The sequence below is a fragment of the Catenulispora sp. GP43 genome (assembly GCF_041260665.1).
Classification (GTDB): Bacteria; Actinomycetota; Actinomycetes; order Streptomycetales; family Catenulisporaceae; genus Catenulispora.
Genome location: NZ_JBGCCT010000011.1, coordinates 63,816 through 79,250 on the forward strand (window position 1 = coordinate 63,816; position 15,435 = coordinate 79,250).

Genomic DNA, 15,435 nt, shown 5'->3' on the forward strand with positions numbered 1-15,435 from the left:
GGTGAGCGAGTACCAGTATTACGAGTTCCTGGCCCTGGACCAACCACTGACGGACGAACAGTACGAGCAGGTGCGGGCGTTGTCGACGCGGGCCGAGATAACCCGGACTAGGTTCGTCAACGAGTACCAGTGGGGCGACTTCCGGGGAAATCCATCTGCACTGATGGATCTGTGCTATGACGCGCACCTGTACTTCGCGAACTGGGGCACACGGATCCTGATGCTCCGCTTGCCGCTGTCGCTACTCGACATCGAGACGACCGCCGAGTACTGCAATGACGAAACCTTCAGCTCTCGCCGCAGCGACGAGAACATCGTGCTGGAGTTCCACAGCGAAGACGAGGGCGGCGAAGGCTGGGAGGAAGGGTGGCCCTCGCTGGCCTCCCTCATCGGCATTCGAGCCGAATTGGCTGCAGGAGACCTGCGCGCGCTCTACCTGGCCTGGCTGGCCGGCGTCTGGTTCGACGGTGCCGAGGCCGACGCCGACGACGCCTTGGAGCCTCCCGTTCCAGCTGGTCTGGGACAGCTCACTGCGTCTCAGCGCGCACTAGCGGACTTGCTCCGGGTGGACCGAGACATGCTGGATGCTGCGTCTTCGGCTTCAGACCGGATCGCCGAGGCGAGCCACGTCGGCCTGGACGCGGCCGTGGATTCCTGGATCAGAGGTCTCACGACAAAACAGAAAGACGAGGCCCTTCGCCGCCTGCTGTCCGACGACCACCCAAAGACCCGAGCCGAGATGCTGCGAGCGGCCAGGCCACGAAATTTCGGAGTCTCAGCGGCTCCGCGCACCCTGGCATCGCTCGTAGCGGCGGCTTCCGAGCGGGCAGCCTTGCGCGAGTCGGCACGCCAGCAGGAGCTGGATCGGCAGCGGGCTCTGCGTGAGGAAGAGGCTCGGCACCAATGGGAAAGCCGGCTTGCCTTGCTCTCCGACCGTGGCGAACGTCCGTGGGCCGACGTGGCGGACCTGATCGCCGCCAAGAAGCCGACCTCGTACGACTCCGCTGTCCGCCTGCTTACTGATCTCGCGGAGCTCAGTCGCCGCCGCGGCACCTCGGCACGGTTCGCGGAGCGTCTCGCCGAGTTGCGGTCCACACATCAGCGCAAGCCGAGTCTGATCGAGCGGCTGGACGCGGCCGACCTGCCGTGACCGCCGACGAAGCCGTTACTCAGCGCGATGGGCGTAGGCCCTGACGTGCGGGGCCGAGCCCGATAGTTTGACGCAATGATTGCGTCAAACTATCATTGATGCATGCTCTACCCGACACCCAAGCTCGACGCCGACGACCAGCGCGTACTCGGTGAGATCGACCGCGCCAGGGAGAGCTTGAAACACCAAGTAGCCGCCTCGCCGTCGAAATGGACCGCTGGATTGCGGAAGTTCCTCACAGCCGACGCCGTGGCGGCATCGAATTCCATCGAAGGCTTCAAAGTTTCGACGATTGACGTCGAAGATCTGCTCGACGGCGAACGCGACGTTGACGTCACCGACGTGAACCGCCAGGAGACACTCGCCTACCAGCAGATGATGACGTACGTCCAAACGCTGCATGATTCGAGTGACTTCAGCTATAGCAAGGGCCTGCTCAACGGGCTGCACTGGATGCTGCAGGGCCACCGGCACGGCAATCGGAAGCCGGCCGGACAGTGGCGTCGCGGACCCGTCTATGTCACTGATGCTCGCGACCCCAGCATTGCTGCGTACACAGCTCCGGACGCGGCCGATGTCCCCGGCCTCATGGATGAACTCATCGACTGGCTGAACGGTGACGACCGAAGCCACCCCCTCGTACGTGCGGCAATGGCACACCTGGATCTGGTGTCCATCCATCCCTGGGCCGACGGCAACGGGCGTATGTCACGGTCACTGCAGACGCTCATGATCGCGCGCGAAGGCGTTCTTGCCCCCGAGTTCTCGTCCATCGAGGCATGGTTGGGACGGCCTGGCAATACCTGGGAGTACTACCGTGAGCTTGCACGCCGCGGTGCCGAGTACCTTCCGGATCAGGACGTTTCTAGTTGGGTCCGCTTCAGTCTCACGGCATACCACCAGCAAGCTCAAACGGTGCAAGGCCGGCTCGACCGTTCGGGGCGAGTGTGGACCGAGTTGTCAGACTTCGCAGCGAGCACGAGCCGCGACGATCGGATCGTGTCCGCCCTCCATGACGTCGCGATGGCTGGCCGAGTTCGTCGTTCTCGCTATGAGCACGCCGAAAATCTCAGCATGCAGCAGGCCCAGCGTGATCTGCGCGATCTCGTCACAGCTGAAGTACTCGAACCCGTCGGCCGCACACGCGCCCGCTACTACACAGCGGGCGCGCGGTTCCCCGAGCAAGCGCTTCACATCGCACGCACGCCCATGACCCTGTCATATCCGTATTCCCAGTGACCGCCGTACACCCGAGGCAGCCGGCGAGAACCCGCCAAACCGACTAGTGCACTTAACGCACCAGGTGACACCAATGGCAGGCGGCGTAACCGATGGAGATGAGGAGGGGACGTCCCGGCGGCGGGCCTCGGCGAAGGCTTCCTCGCCCCAGGGGTACCAGTCGACGGGGTTGTCGGCGTGCTGGAGGAGGTAGGGGGAGGTGGCGTCCGCGAGCCGGTTCATGGCTCCATCCTTTCACGTTCAGTAACCGCTGCCTGCGCAAGCTCGGCACTACTCAGTCCGCCGGCAATCCCCATTCGTCCAGCCCGGAGTAGATGACCGCCTTCAAAGCTGCTGGGCGTCCCCACACCTCGGCTTCGCCCCGATAGACCGCAACGAGCGAGTCGGCGCCGCGCCACCACGTGTCACTAAGGCCCCGGACTTCGGCGATCTCCTCGAAACCGTCGAGATCCAGGTCATCAACCGCGATTCCCCGGACGACCTTGACCGTGTCCGCACGAATCGACGCGTGGTGAGCCAAGGCGATCGACTCGATCCACCCTTCGATCGAGGCGTGCAACGGTACCCACGATCCGCCGTAGAGACCGAACTCGTCACCAGGTCCGATCACGAACGAACGGAACGGCCGTTCGCTGCACTCCCGCCTCAAAGCACCAGCCGACGCCGGGCTCCGAAGTCGGTACGTCGGCGCTGAGATAGCGGGGCCCTCCGTCATACGCGGGCGACGGCGGTAACGTCAGCCCGCCCCAATGCGCCTCGAACCGGACAACGCGATCGATATGCTCTCCGGGGATCCCGGCAGTCAGCCAGCGATCACGGTGATCATCCAGTGGCAAGGGATCCAAACGGACTCCATGGCTTCGCACGAACGATGCAGCTCGATGCGTAAGCCCTTCCGGCACTTGGCGGATGACGCGCTCTATCAGCCCACTCCTACGCGATGGAAATCGGAACCGTGGCGAGGCGGTTCATAGCTTCATCCTCGGACGGCCGCCTGTCGAGTTCCCGATATCGCGGCGGCCGCTCCGCCCGGTGCCGTCCGAAGCGGTCAGCGCGTCAAGTGCCGCTCCAGGGCGTCGAGGATGAGTTCCAGGCCGAAGTCGAACTCGTCGCCGTAGTCGTAGCCGGGTTTGAGGACGTGTTCCGTGGCCATCTCGACCAGGTTCGGGTACTCGCCCGGCGGGAACTGGGCCAGGAAAGCCTCGACGGCGCCGGCCACGTCTGGGGGGCCGACCGGGAGTGCGGCTTCCTCCAGAGCGAAGCCGTAGATGTAGCTGTCCATCATCGAGTAGGCGTGTGCGGCCAGCACGATCGAGAAGCCGCCGCGGCGTAGGGTGCCGACCACCGCGTCGTGATGACGCAGGGTGGCGGCGCCTGGGTTGCGCCTCGACTCCATCAGCGGGGTCGCCCATGGGTGGCGGCGTAGTACGGCGCGGGCGGAGTGGGCCCGTTCGCGGAGTGCCGAGCGCCAGTCGGTGTCCTCCGGGGGTAGGCCGATCTCGTTGAAGACGATGTCGATGACTCCGTCGATGATCGCCTCCTTGTTCGCCACGTGGTGGTACAGCGACATCGGCTTCACGCCCAGCTCGGTGGCGACGGACCGGATCGTCAGCGCCGAGATGCCGCCGGCGTCCGCGACGGCGATCGCCGCCTCGAACAGTTTCTCCCTGCTCAGGCGGGATCGTCTGGCCTGCGCGGCGTCGGCCATCTCAGCTCCCGCTCGGACGATGGCGGTTGACAAGGACGCCGGCCAGCGTACCGTACTAAGTACGTCGTACTAAGTAAGGTTGGAGTTGCCGAGATGCGCGCGATCGTCCAGAACGGGTACGGCTCAGCCCTCGACGTCCTCAGGCCGGCCGAGATCGATCGGCCCCCGATCAAGCCCGACGAGGTGCTCATCCGGGTACGGGCCGCCGGCCTCGACCGCGGGACGTGGCTCTTCACGGCCGGGCAGCCTTACGCCGTCCGCCTGGGCCTGGGACTGCGCGGCCCGCGCGGCCGGGTCGCCGGCATGGACGTGGCCGGCACGGTCGTCGCCGTAGGCGCCGCGGTGACCAGGTTCGCCGTCGACGACGAAGTGTTCGGCGTCGGCCGGGGCTCCTTCGCCGAATACACGGCCGCCAAGCAGACCAGACTCGCTCACAAACCGGCGGGACTGGGATTCGAGCAGGCGGCGGTCATCGCGGTCTCCGGGGTCACAGCGCTCCAAAGCCTGCGCGACGTCGGACGCCTCCGCGCCGGTCAGCACGTGCTCGTCATCGGCGCGTCCGGTGGAGTGGGCAGCTACGCGGTGCAACTCGCCAGAGCCTTCGGCGCAGAGGTCACGGGGGTGTGCAGTACCGAGAAGACGGATTTCGTCCGATCACTCGGCGCGGACCATGTCATCGACTATCAGCGGACTGACTTCGTCGACAGCGGCCGCCGGTACGACCTCATCGTGGACATCGGCGGCGACAGCAGCTTGTCGCGGCTGCGCAGAGCGCTCACTCCGCGCGGCACGCTGGTGATCGTCGGCGGCGCAGTCGCCGGAAAGTGGCTGGGCCTCGGCCGCCAGACAAGAGCACTGACACTGTCTCCGTTCGTACGCCAGCGCCTCACCACGTTCATCGCCAAGCAGCGACACAGCGACATGGAGACGCTCGCCGAACTCATCGAGGCAGGCCGGGTGACGCCCGCCGTCGAAGCCACGTACGCGCTGGCCGATACGCCCAAGGCCGTGGCACGCCTGGCGGCGGGAGAGGTCAGAGGAAAGATCGCCATATCTGTCGGACCGAGCCAGACCGACGATCGCGAGTGAACAGCGACTCGAACACGTCTTCGAAAAACCCCTAGCCATATCAGACCTCTGCGAATAGCGTGGATCCGCAACGACAGGTCGAAGCGTCACGCCGCCGCCGCTCGGGTCGGATCCGCCCCGCAGGCCGGCGCGGCGAACGCACCACTCGCACGGAAGGTATCGAGTCTGTCTTGGGTATCCGATTCAAGTCCGCAGGAGCCCTCAGCGCCGCCACCGCGGCCGTCCTCTTCACCGCATTGGCCGGCCCCGCCGTGGCCGCCACCGGTCCGACGAGCGCCGCCGCGCTCCCGTTGACCGGGTTCTCCTCCATCGTCGCCGACTCCGCCCATCACCAGGTCTTCGTCTCCGGGGCCGGGTCCGATCCGGTCGCGGTCGCCGACTTCGCCGGCCGGCCGGTCAGTACGCTCTCCTCGCTCGACGGCGCGACCGCGCTGGCGCTGTCGCGAGGTGACGGCATCCTCTACGCCGCGATCGGCGGGACCGACGAGATCGCCGCGGTCAACACCTCCACGTTGCAGGAGGTGGCCCTCTACTTCACCGGAACCGGCCACGATGCGCGGCATCTGGCCGTCGTCGGCCACGACGTCTGGTTCAGCTACGGCGCTTCGGGCCAGTCCGGGATCGGGGTGCTCGATCCCACGGCCCTCACCGTCGCCACGACCGCCGAGTCGACGTTCTACAACGCACCCGTCCTCGCCGCGTCGCCCAGCGCGCCCAACGTTCTGGTGGCCGGCGACGGCGGCATGAGCCCGTCCGTCATCGAGTCCTTCGACGTCTCGACCGGTGCGCCCGTGCCCGTCGCGAAGTCCGACCCCTGGTCGCAGTCGGACGGCTGCGAGAACCTCTCGCAGTTGGCCGTCACCGCCGACGGCGCCGACGTGGTCTCGGCGTGCGGCGCGCCGTACCACGGCAGCGAGCTCACCCTCAGCGGCATGAGCGAGAACGCCACCTACCAGACCGGCGCGTACCCGGGCTCCGTAGCCGTCGCACCCGCGAACGGCACCATCGCCTTCGGTACTTATGCCACGAGCCCGTCGGTCTACCTGTTCCGGCCCGGAACCTCGAATCCGACCGGCACCTACCAACTCAGCGGCTTCGGGGTCTACGGCCTGGCCTGGAACCAGTCCGGATCCGAGTTGTTCGCCGTCTCGACCCCGTCGACGCCTTCGTCGTCCACACCGACCTTGAACGTCATCAGCATCTCCTAAGACGCCGGCTGGAGCCAAGGGCCGCATGCGTGACGGCGAAAAGCCGTCGCGCGTGCGGCCTCCTTCTTATCAGAGTTCGTCGTAGATGGCGGCCAGCGTCCGCAGCACTTCGGTCGCGACGTCCAAGGCGGCCGGGTCATGGTGTGCGAGCGCGGTGTCCAGGGCCTGGTTGAGGACCGCTTGCCGCTCGTCGTGGCGTTGCCGGCCGGTAGCGGTGAGGACGACCAGGACCGACCTCTTGTCGCCGACGGGGCGTTCGCGGGTGACGTATCCGGCCGCGGCCAGGCCGTTGACCAGTTGGGTGGTCGCGGCTCCGGTGGTCTCGGTGGCCGCGGCCAGTTGGCTGATCGACTGCGGGCCGGCCTCGGCGAGGACGCGGAGGGCTCGTGCGTGGGTGAGGGAGAGGGCCCCGGGGGTGCGAGTGGCGCGGCCGCGCAGGCGGGAGTCGGCGGCGCTGAGGCTGTAGGCGGCGCGGGCGAGACGGTCGAGGGCCTGGTCACGAGCTTGGCTGCGAGCGTGGCCGCGAGCCTGGCCGCGGGCTTGGCCGGGCGCCTGGCCGCGATCCTGGCCGCGATCCTGATCGCGAGCGTCATCACTGGGTTGCTGCTCCGGCATGAGGCGGCCTTCCGGGTACGAGGTGCGGCGAGTTGACACCGAGCTTAACCTAAGTACTTAATGATTAAGTACTTAGGCTCTTCGCCGAGTGCCGACACCGAGAGGACAACCGTCATGACCATTCGCTCGACCGGACAGACCTGGGCTCTGGACATCGCCCTCGCCCAGGGCGGCTTCGACGCCCTGCACCCGCAGGCCAAGGGCACCCTGGAGCAGCTCGGCCACGACCACACCGACTTCGACAAGGTCTTCGACCTGGTGCGCAGCGGAGCCATGCTGCCCAAGGCCTGGGCCACCGTGGCCGGGCAGGCCGAGGCGCGCGCCGCCCACCACGAGCGGGGCGGTTTCGCCCAGACCGCCGCCGACCTGTACGTGCGCGCCGCGGTGATGTGGGGCCGGGCCCAGTACTCGATCTTCGATGCCGCCGACCCGCGCAAGCTCGCCTTCCGCGTGCACGCCAACCACTGCGTGGCCCGCCTGGGGGCGCTGCGCGACGGCCGCGTGCGCCGGGTGGCGCTGGACTTCGAGGGCGGCCAGATCTTCGGCCTGCTGCACCTGCCGGCCGGCGAGGTCCAGGGTGCCCCGGCGGTGATCCTCGGGCCGGGGATGGACATGATCAAGGAGGACTACATCTACGCCGCCGAGCGGTACTACACCTCACGCGGGATCGTGGCGCTGTCCATCGAGGGCCCGGGGCAGGGCGAGACCAGGGCCAACGGGCTCACCGTCGACCTGTCCAACTACGAGCGGGCGATCAGCCGCTACATCGACCATCTGGTCTCGCTGCCGGAGGTCGACCCGGGCAGGATCGGCATGTTCGGCATCTCGATGAGCGGCTACTGGGGCTCCCGGGCCGCCGCCGCCGACCGCCGGCTCGCCGCGCTGGCCGCCTTCGAGGCCGTCACCGGCGACTTCACCACCATCTTCGAGCGCGCCCAGCCCACGTTCAAGAACAACTACATGTACATGGCGGGCTACTCCGACGAGGACGCCTTCGACCGCGACCTGGCCGCCCGCATGCCGCTCGGCGACCTCGTCGAGCGGATCGCCTGCCCGGTCCTGTACGGCATCGGCGAGTTCGACGAACTCACCCAGCTGGAGCAGGCCCTGGCCTCCTACGAGCGGATCCGCGCGCCGAAGGAGATGCGGGTCTACGAGAACGAATTCCATCCGCTGGGAGGCGCCGCCGCCGAGGTCTTCCGCTACGGCGCGGAATGGCTCGAGCGGGCCCTGAACGGCGAGTTCCGCGAGCCGGGGCGCGACGTGCGGCACTACGTCCACAGCGACGGCGGGGTCACCGACGGCACGGCCTATCCCACATGGTGGCTCGGGGGCGTGCCCACCGAACTCGTGGGCAGCCGGCAGGGCTGACCTCACGAAGGCCGCTGTTGAGGCCGCTGCTGAGGCCACTGTTACGGAATCCGGCCGGGCTCCTCATACGGAACCCGGCCGAACTCATACACAGCCAGCGCGCACAGGCCAAGTCGGTGACGCTGTCGCGCTCGGACCTGTTCGCGGACGCCCTCGGCGGCTCCGCCCTCAGCGCCCACGAGAACGGGCCGCTGCTGATCACGGACACGAACTCGCTGCCGGCCACGACGCTCGCCGAGATCAAGCGGATCCTGCCCGCCGGGGGAACCGTCTACCTGCTGGGCGGAGGCAAGGCGATCTCGCCCGCCGTCGCCTCCAAGCTGTCCGGACTCGGCTACCACCTCCAGCGCATCGCCGGGGACAACCGCTACGCCACGTCGATCGCCATCGCCGACACGATCGACCCGAATCCGCAGACGGTTCTGGTGGCCACCGGCGGCAACATCCCCGACGCGCTGTCGGCCGGCGCGGTCGCCGGTGGCCACGACCACACGGTCGTGGTGCTGACCGACGACCAGGTGATGCCCCCGGCGACCGCCAGCTATCAGGTTGTGCACGAGGGCTGAGCAGGTATCGGGGCTGGGCCTTTCATCGGGGCCGAACCTTCATCGGCGCTGATGCTGTTATCAGCACTCAGCGTCGTTCGCAGCAGCACCGCTCGATCGCGTCGGCAGGCATCATCCTGGCGGCGGTCGGCGGTGCCGACTGCTTTCCCAACGCGGGACCACCCTCAGCTCTGCTGCCCTTGTGCGCTCGCCTCGAGCGTCGCGCGCAGCGCGGCCAGCGTCGCGCCCATCCTCGCCAGGTCCGCCTCCGGCACCGTCGCCGTCAGCGCGGCGAGTTCGTGCTCGACGACGGGTCGGCAAGCGGCCAGCGTCTTCTCGCCCTCGGGTGTGAGGCGCAGCACCGACGAGCGGCGGTCCTGGGGGTGCGGGACGCGTACGCACCAGCCCGCGGCCACCACGCGGTCCACGGCCTTGCTGACGGCGCCTACGGTGATCGCCACGTCGGCGACGATGTCGAGGACGCGGCAGCCGGGGATGCGGTCGATGATCTCCAGGAACTCGTACTGGCCGAGGCTGACGCCCCGCTCGTCGCGCAGGCGCGCGCTCAGCGCGTTGTAGAGGCGGGTCTCGACGCGGACGAGGTCGGTGAAGATCGGTGTGACGCGGCTCACAGGTCCTCCGATAGATTCCAAGGAATCCTCTTCCCTGGAATGTGGTTAGCTGGAGACAGATGGATTCCAAGGAATCCATTCTCGCATCCGACCCCAGGTCCGAACCACGGAGGCCCGACCATGTCCCGTCAGCAGCGTGAAGTCATCGATGCCCTCCTCCGCTCCGCCCCGCGCAGCGAGACCCCGCCCACCGTCGAGGAGCAGCGCAGCGGGTTCGCGGGGGCCATCGGCGGGCCCGCACCGCAGGGTGTCGCCACCCGGCGGACCGTGCTCGGCGGCCGGCCGGCCCTGGAGCTGACGCCGGAGGGCGCGTCCGAGCGCGGCCACCTGCTCTACCTGCACGGTGGCGGCTACGTCATCGGCTCCCCGGACACCCATGCCAGGCTCGTCGGCGAACTGGCGCGCCGTGCCGGGCTCCGGACGACGTCGGTCGACTACCGGCTGGCGCCCGAGCACCCGTTCCCCGCGGCCGTCGAGGACGGGCTCGCCGCCTACCGCGAGTTGCTGGAGGCGGACATCGACCCTCGCGACATCGTCATAGGCGGGGACTCGGCCGGTGGCGGCCTGGCGCTCGCCACGCTGCTCGCCGCCCGCGACGCCGGGCTGCCGCAGCCGGCCGGCGCGGTCGTCTTCTCGCCCTGGACCGACCTCACCCTGAGCGGCGCGAGCATCCACGGCAAGCAGGATGCCGATCCCATCTTCATCGAGGCCGACCTCCGCGCTTACGCAGACCTCTACATCGGCGCGGGAGACCGTTCGCAGCCGCTGGTCAGTCCGTTGTTCGCCGACCTCGCCGGGCTCCCGCCGCTGCTGATCCAGGTCGGCGCGAACGAGCTCCTGCTCGACGACGCGATCCGGCTGGCCGGCCGGGCGGGCGCCGACGACGTCGAGGTCACGCTGGAGGTCGGGCGCGAGCTGCCGCACGTCTTCCAGCACCACTTCGGTCACCTCGACGAGGCGGACGAAGCCCTCGACCGCGCCGCGCGCTTCCTGAGTGCGCAGCTGCACGCCGCGCGAACTGCCGTCGCCGTCGCCTAACTAGCTTTCTAGACTGGTGTCCATCTATTCTGGACACACGTCTAGAAAGGTGGACCCGTGCAGACGACAGCGAACGTGCTCATCGCCCTGGTCGCAGCCCTCCACGCCTACTTCCTGGTCCTGGAGATGTTCCTGTGGCAGAAGAAGCCAGGCCGCGACCTCTCCGGCTTCGACGCCGACATGGCCCGCGCCACCGCACCGCTGGCCGCGAACCAGGGCCTGTACAACGGTTTCCTCGCGGCCGGCCTCGTGTGGGGCCTGGTCGCGGACGACCCCACCGCCTTCGCCGCGAAGGTGTTCTTCTCAAGCTGCGTCGTCATCGCGGGCCTCTACGGCGCGGCGACGGCGAACCGCCGCATCCTGCTGGCACAGGCCCTGCCCGGGGCACTGGCGCTGGCGGCGGTACTGTTGGCGCGATGAGCGGTGTCCAGGACCCCCGCGCCGCGCGCACCCGGAGCCGCCTGCGGACGGCGCTGCTCGAGGCGTGTGCCGAGCAGCCGCTGAGCGAGGTCAGCGTCGCCGAGGTGGCGCAGCGCGCGGGAGTGGGACGCGCGACGTTCTACCTCCACTACACCGGGCTGGAGGAACTCGCCGTCGATGCCTGCGCGGACGTGGTGCGCGAAGCGGTCGAGGCACTGCACGCCTGGCGTGGAATCCCGGATCCGGCCGCACCGCCGCCACCGCTCGAGACCTTCTTCGAGGGGCTGGAGCAGCATCGCACGGTCTACACGGCACTGCTGACGCCAGGCGGAGGCGGCCCGCTGGGGCTGGTGCTGCACCGGGACCTCAGGGAACGAAGTCGCACGGAGCGGGAGTTGGCCGGAGCGCCCGACGCGGAGCTGGTCGCGGCGGCGGTGGCCGGCACGTTCACGGGGGTGCTCGCCGACTGGCTGCACGGTCTGGTGCCCGGTACGGCGACGGAGGTCGCGGGGCGGGTGTGGCGGTTGCTGATCGCGCTGCACAGTGTGCGGTTGGGCTGAGGCTGGTCGCTGCGCTCACTTCGGCATCAGGCCACACCTGGGCCCGCATGGCCAGCAACGCTGAACCGACGATGCCCGTGAGCCTGCGCCGAGACATGGCACCGGCCGGAGGGCCGCGCATCGATCGAGCACGGCCTGCCGGCTTTGGTCTCTTCTGAGCATTTGGTCATGGAATCAGGGTATTCAGCACCTCTGACATCCGAAGCGCCGCCCGCACAACCATCGTGCGGACGGCGCCTGCCATTCCATCGAACCGATCAACGGCCTACCCGTCCGCCGCAGCACTGGCCGGCGAGCAGGCCGCGCGCCTCAGTGCTTTCCGGCGCGGCGGTGCCGACTGCTCCAGGCGATCGCGCCGCCGGTGCTGAGCAGCAGCATGCTGATCAGCACCAGTTCCGGCAGCGAGTCCGCCACACCGGTGTGCGCCAGGCCGCCCGAGCTCGACGACGAGGCCGTCGAGAGCGGGGTGGTCGGCGTGGTCGGGGTGGTGGGCGGAGTCGTCGGCGGCTTGCTCGTCGGGGGTGTCGTCGTGGGCGGGGTGGAGCTCGGCGGCGGGGTCGGCGCCGGGATGTAGACGCCCGCGTCGATCGTGTGGTCGACGCCGCCGGGTTTGGCCGGGGCGGTGACCGGGGCCGAACCGTCGCAGAGCTCGCCGGTGGTCGGGGGGACCACGTTGGAGTCGTGGACGCGGTCGGTGCCGACCAGCGGGAGCGTGAAGCGCAGCGCGCTCGCCGGTGGCTGGCCGGGGACGTTGTCCGTCTTGGCCGTGCACACGTCGAACTGCACCGTGTACTTCGCGCCCGGGGTGAGCTGGTACTTCGCGCCGACGCCGCCGAAGTAGTACTCGCCGGCCGCGTCCGTCGTGGTGGTGGCGACCTGCTTGCCGCCGGCGTCCAGCAAGTTCACCGTGGCGCCGGCGAGCGGGACCTCGTTGGTGCTGTGCGCGTCCTGGACGCCGTTGTGGTCGCCGTCGAACCAGACGTAGTTGCCGATCTGGATCGGGGCGTTGGCGGCGGTGTAGGCGATGTCGCCGAGGCCGCCGGCCTTGCCGAAGGCGTTGTCGTTCGGGCCGACGAACTGGTAGCCGTTCGCCGGGTCGTTCTGGCCGGGGCCGATGCCGGTGGTCACGTCGTAGTAGCCGAAACCGTCCGAGCTGACCTGCAGGGCCGGGTCGAGCTCGGTGCTGACCACCCACTGCTGCTGCGGGACGTAGGCCACCGAACCCTGGGAGGCATCCTCGTGTTCTCCCTGACCCGTGTGGTTCGGGTCGAAGAAGTCGCCGGGGAAGTACTGGACTACGCCGGCGGGCTTGTGCCCGTCGTTGGCGTAGGTGGCGTGGTTGGGGCAGTCGCCGGTGCCCTCCCAGTCGTAGGCGCCGTTCGGCGCGGAGCAGGCCATGTCGATGGCGCCGCCGGACATGCCCTGTTCCGGAGTGTTGTTCCCCGGCCGCGGGTCCAGACCGCCGGCGCCGATGACGTCCATGAACCGGTCGCGGAACCCGACGATCATCGAGCCGTCGCGGGTGAAGGCCAGGCTGGCCAACTCCGGCTGCGGATCGATGTACACGTTGTTGTAGCCCATGCGCTGGTCCCACGTCGCCAGGCTGGTGTTCCACGGATTCCAGTGGTCGGACAACGCGGTGTGGACCCCGTTGATGACCTCACCGCGCTGGTAGTCCAGCCCCTGGGTCAGCACCTTGGTGAAGGTGGAACCGTCGTACGCGTACACGACGGCCTTGAGGTCACCGCGCTGCTGGGTGCTCTCCGCGTCGCAGACTCCGCCCACGTACAGCTTGGCGTCGTGTGCGGCGACCGCGAACGGGCGCCAGTCGGTCGGCGCCGCGCATCCCGGATCCGGGATCGGCACCGTCGCCTCCGGGTCCGAGGCTGTGGCCCCGGTCGCGTCGAAGCTCACCAGGGAACGCGTCAGCAGGTTCACCGCGTACAGCGTTTTGCCGTCCTCGGACAGCGCGATACCGCCGACGCTCTCCTCGCCCGGCGCGTTCGTGAACAGCGGGTCCTTGCGCATGTCGACGGCGCCGTGATCGGTCACCGCGGCAGCGGGGACGGTCGCGAACAGCTTCGGCGCGGACGAGCCGTCGGTCGGCGTGGTGTAGATCGCGCCGCCGCCATCAGGACCGTAGACGGTGTAGCGCTTTGCAAAAGCGCTTTGGAAGATGCGGTTCTGATACCTGTCGTACGCCAGGCCCCACGTCGTGCCGACCTCGCCTTGCGTGTTGAGCACCGTGGGGCAGTTCGTCGGCGGGGTACAGGTCCCCCGCGCGGCGGGATCGACCGCCACCAGCGCGCGGCCGTTGGGGTCGCCCGGGGTGCCGCTCGTCGACACGGCGGGCGTCTGCACCGGGGCGTAGTACTTGTGATCCGGCGTCGTGTAGTCCGCCGGGTTCCACACTCCGGTGATCACCGAGGCCTTCTTGCCCCCGGTGAGGTCCACGTACGTGGTGAAACTGTCGAAGTGGTCGGCCTGCGTCGATGCCGGCGCGGCCTGTAAGTAGCCGTTGTACGGCGCCGGGATGGTGACATCGACGCGGTACCGGCCGCCGGTGAGGACCGTCGAGGCCGTCATGACGAACTTGCCGGTCGCGTCGGTCACCCCCTGGACCTCGTGGCCCGCCGCGTCCGTGACGCCGACGTCCATGCCTTGCTGGGGGGTGTCCATGGTGGCGTTGATGATGCCCGTGCCGAAGAAGTCCCGCAGCACCTGGACGGTCAGCGCGCCGTCGGCGCCGGCGGCCGAAGCCGCAGGCGCCACGCTCGCAATCGCTCCGGTCGCGCCACCCACCGTCAACAGAGTCGCCAGGCCCACCCGGCCCAGCCGTCCGGCTCTCCCGCCGGGTGGCCGTGCCCGTTTTCTACCGGCTTCGCTCATGCCCGATATCCTTTTTTCTCCAGACCAGACACGCCGGTCCGTGGGTTCCCCAAGCCTTGGCCGAGGTGCTGCGCGCCGGGGGCGAGGGTGCCACTGAACCGCCGCAGTGAATCAGAGCATTGTATCGCTCGGCCCCTGAAAAGACCTTACGAACAGGTGTTTCAGACGAACCGGACACCGGCTCGGCGCGGCGCCCCGTAAGGTACGAGCCATGCCGAAAGCACGCTGGTTCATCGCAGGGTCCTGTGTCGTCGCGATCGCGGCGGCCGGCGTCGTGGTGGCGGCCGCCACGAGCGGATCCGGAGGCGGCGGCGGAGCAAGGGCCCTGACCTCGGACGAGGCGAACCGCCTGGCGATCACCCGGTTCCGCAACTACGAGACCGGCGGCCGCGCGGTGACCATCACGGTGCCCGGCACAGCCGGCGACCTGGTCGTCACCGGCTCGATCGACTACCGCGCCAAGCTCGGCTACGGCGTGGTGCACGGTACGGGGCGGGACACCTCCAGCGACGGGCTGATCGAGTGGAGCGCTACATCAGTGCTCGTCGATCCGATGCCCAACACACCGGCAACCGCGCCCGCGACACCGCCGGGCACCGGTTGGTACAGCCGGCGGCTGCAACAGACCGGCAGTTCGCTGGACAGTTCCCTGGCCATCGCGCTCAACCTGGGCAGCGATCGGCCGGACAACGCGCAGCTGCTGCCGCAGAACGGCGCGATGTGGGCCGGGCACGATCAGGTGGGCGGCCGGCAGGTCGACATCATGACCGGCCCGGCAGCGCAGGGTACGGCCGGGACGGCGACGACGGCCGGAACCGTGCGCTACTGGATCGATGCGGACGGGACCATGTATCGGGTGCAGGCCGGGCTGGCCTCGGAGGATCAGCCTGCTGTCATCGAGTTCGACACGCAGAAGTACATGGCGGTGCCGCCGACACCGACAGCTGCGCAGGGCTGACCGCCGCGACCAA

The 15,435-nt window shown here is 68.8% G+C and carries 15 protein-coding genes and 1 pseudogene; 10 read left to right on the forward strand and 6 right to left on the reverse strand.

Features of this window, described 5'->3' with window-relative positions; all coding sequences use genetic code 11:
* Position 1 precedes the first annotated feature (1 nt).
* The gene (locus ABH926_RS23085) at positions 2-1,150 is read left to right on the forward strand and encodes a hypothetical protein (RefSeq protein ID WP_370367798.1); all 1,149 of its coding nucleotides are present in this window, start codon (positions 2-4) and stop codon (positions 1,148-1,150) included.
* 102 nt (positions 1,151-1,252) lie between these two features.
* Positions 1,253-2,389: a Fic family protein gene (locus tag ABH926_RS23090; protein ID WP_370367799.1), complete on the forward strand. Its 1,137-nt coding sequence runs from the start codon at positions 1,253-1,255 to the stop codon at positions 2,387-2,389.
* A gap of 58 nt (positions 2,390-2,447) precedes the next feature.
* Here ABH926_RS23090 and ABH926_RS23095 read toward each other — a convergent pair.
* The 3 genes and pseudogenes from ABH926_RS23095 to ABH926_RS23105 form a co-directional block, all read right to left on the reverse strand.
* Positions 2,448-2,611: pseudogene (locus ABH926_RS23095) on the reverse strand (DUF255 domain-containing protein); the annotation flags it as partial.
* A 52-nt stretch (positions 2,612-2,663) separates the two neighbouring features.
* A complete protein-coding gene (locus ABH926_RS23100) occupies positions 2,664-2,999 on the reverse strand; it encodes a hypothetical protein (protein WP_370367800.1) in 336 nt (111 codons plus the stop codon).
* Between the two features lie 438 nt (positions 3,000-3,437).
* Positions 3,438-4,097: a TetR/AcrR family transcriptional regulator C-terminal domain-containing protein gene (locus tag ABH926_RS23105; RefSeq protein WP_370367801.1), complete on the reverse strand. Its 660-nt coding sequence runs from the start codon at positions 4,095-4,097 to the stop codon at positions 3,438-3,440.
* Positions 4,098-4,190: 93 nt separating this feature from the next.
* Between ABH926_RS23105 and ABH926_RS23110 the strand changes: the two genes are divergently transcribed.
* Entirely contained in the window at positions 4,191-5,186 is a 996-nt protein-coding gene (locus ABH926_RS23110; protein ID WP_370367802.1) for an NAD(P)-dependent alcohol dehydrogenase, read from the forward strand.
* Positions 5,187-5,356: 170 nt separating this feature from the next.
* Positions 5,357-6,394, forward strand: coding sequence for a YncE family protein (locus ABH926_RS23115; protein ID WP_370367803.1), 1,038 nt, complete (start codon positions 5,357-5,359; stop codon positions 6,392-6,394).
* 69 nt (positions 6,395-6,463) lie between these two features.
* On the opposite strand, the gene ABH926_RS23120 is transcribed toward ABH926_RS23115, so the two are convergent.
* Positions 6,464-7,009, reverse strand: coding sequence for a MarR family winged helix-turn-helix transcriptional regulator (locus tag ABH926_RS23120; RefSeq protein ID WP_370367804.1), 546 nt, complete (start codon positions 7,007-7,009; stop codon positions 6,464-6,466).
* Positions 7,010-7,123: 114 nt separating this feature from the next.
* Between ABH926_RS23120 and ABH926_RS23125 the strand changes: the two genes are divergently transcribed.
* Together ABH926_RS23125 and ABH926_RS23130 are read left to right on the forward strand one after the other, a co-directional pair.
* Complete coding sequence (locus ABH926_RS23125; RefSeq protein ID WP_370367805.1) at positions 7,124-8,380, forward strand: alpha/beta hydrolase; 1,257 nt, start codon at positions 7,124-7,126, stop codon at positions 8,378-8,380.
* 116 nt (positions 8,381-8,496) lie between these two features.
* Positions 8,497-8,946 (forward strand): cell wall-binding repeat-containing protein, encoded by a 450-nt coding sequence (locus tag ABH926_RS23130; protein ID WP_370367806.1) that lies wholly within the window; start codon positions 8,497-8,499, stop codon positions 8,944-8,946.
* Between the two features lie 164 nt (positions 8,947-9,110).
* Here the strand turns inward: ABH926_RS23130 and ABH926_RS23135 are convergent, their stop codons facing one another.
* A complete protein-coding gene (locus tag ABH926_RS23135; RefSeq protein ID WP_370367807.1) occupies positions 9,111-9,557 on the reverse strand; it encodes a MarR family winged helix-turn-helix transcriptional regulator in 447 nt (148 codons plus the stop codon).
* A 120-nt stretch (positions 9,558-9,677) separates the two neighbouring features.
* On the opposite strand from ABH926_RS23135, the gene ABH926_RS23140 reads away from it, so the two are divergent.
* From ABH926_RS23140 to ABH926_RS23150, 3 genes are read left to right on the forward strand one after another with little or no spacing between them, the layout of a single operon-like run.
* On the forward strand, positions 9,678-10,595 hold the full coding sequence (locus tag ABH926_RS23140) for an alpha/beta hydrolase (protein WP_370367808.1): 918 nt from the start codon (positions 9,678-9,680) through the stop codon (positions 10,593-10,595).
* A gap of 57 nt (positions 10,596-10,652) precedes the next feature.
* A complete protein-coding gene (locus ABH926_RS23145) occupies positions 10,653-11,015 on the forward strand; it encodes a DUF1304 domain-containing protein (protein ID WP_370367809.1) in 363 nt (120 codons plus the stop codon).
* The gene (locus ABH926_RS23150; RefSeq protein ID WP_370367810.1) at positions 11,012-11,575 is read left to right on the forward strand and encodes a TetR/AcrR family transcriptional regulator; all 564 of its coding nucleotides are present in this window, start codon (positions 11,012-11,014) and stop codon (positions 11,573-11,575) included. Before ABH926_RS23145 ends, ABH926_RS23150 begins: the two co-directional genes overlap by 4 nt.
* Before the next feature lie 309 nt (positions 11,576-11,884).
* On the opposite strand, the gene ABH926_RS23155 is transcribed toward ABH926_RS23150, so the two are convergent.
* The gene (locus ABH926_RS23155; RefSeq protein WP_370367811.1) at positions 11,885-14,464 is read right to left on the reverse strand and encodes an SdrD B-like domain-containing protein; all 2,580 of its coding nucleotides are present in this window, start codon (positions 14,462-14,464) and stop codon (positions 11,885-11,887) included.
* A 211-nt stretch (positions 14,465-14,675) separates the two neighbouring features.
* Between ABH926_RS23155 and ABH926_RS23160 the strand changes: the two genes are divergently transcribed.
* Positions 14,676-15,422, forward strand: coding sequence for a hypothetical protein (locus ABH926_RS23160; RefSeq protein ID WP_370367812.1), 747 nt, complete (start codon positions 14,676-14,678; stop codon positions 15,420-15,422).
* Positions 15,423-15,435 lie beyond the last annotated feature (13 nt).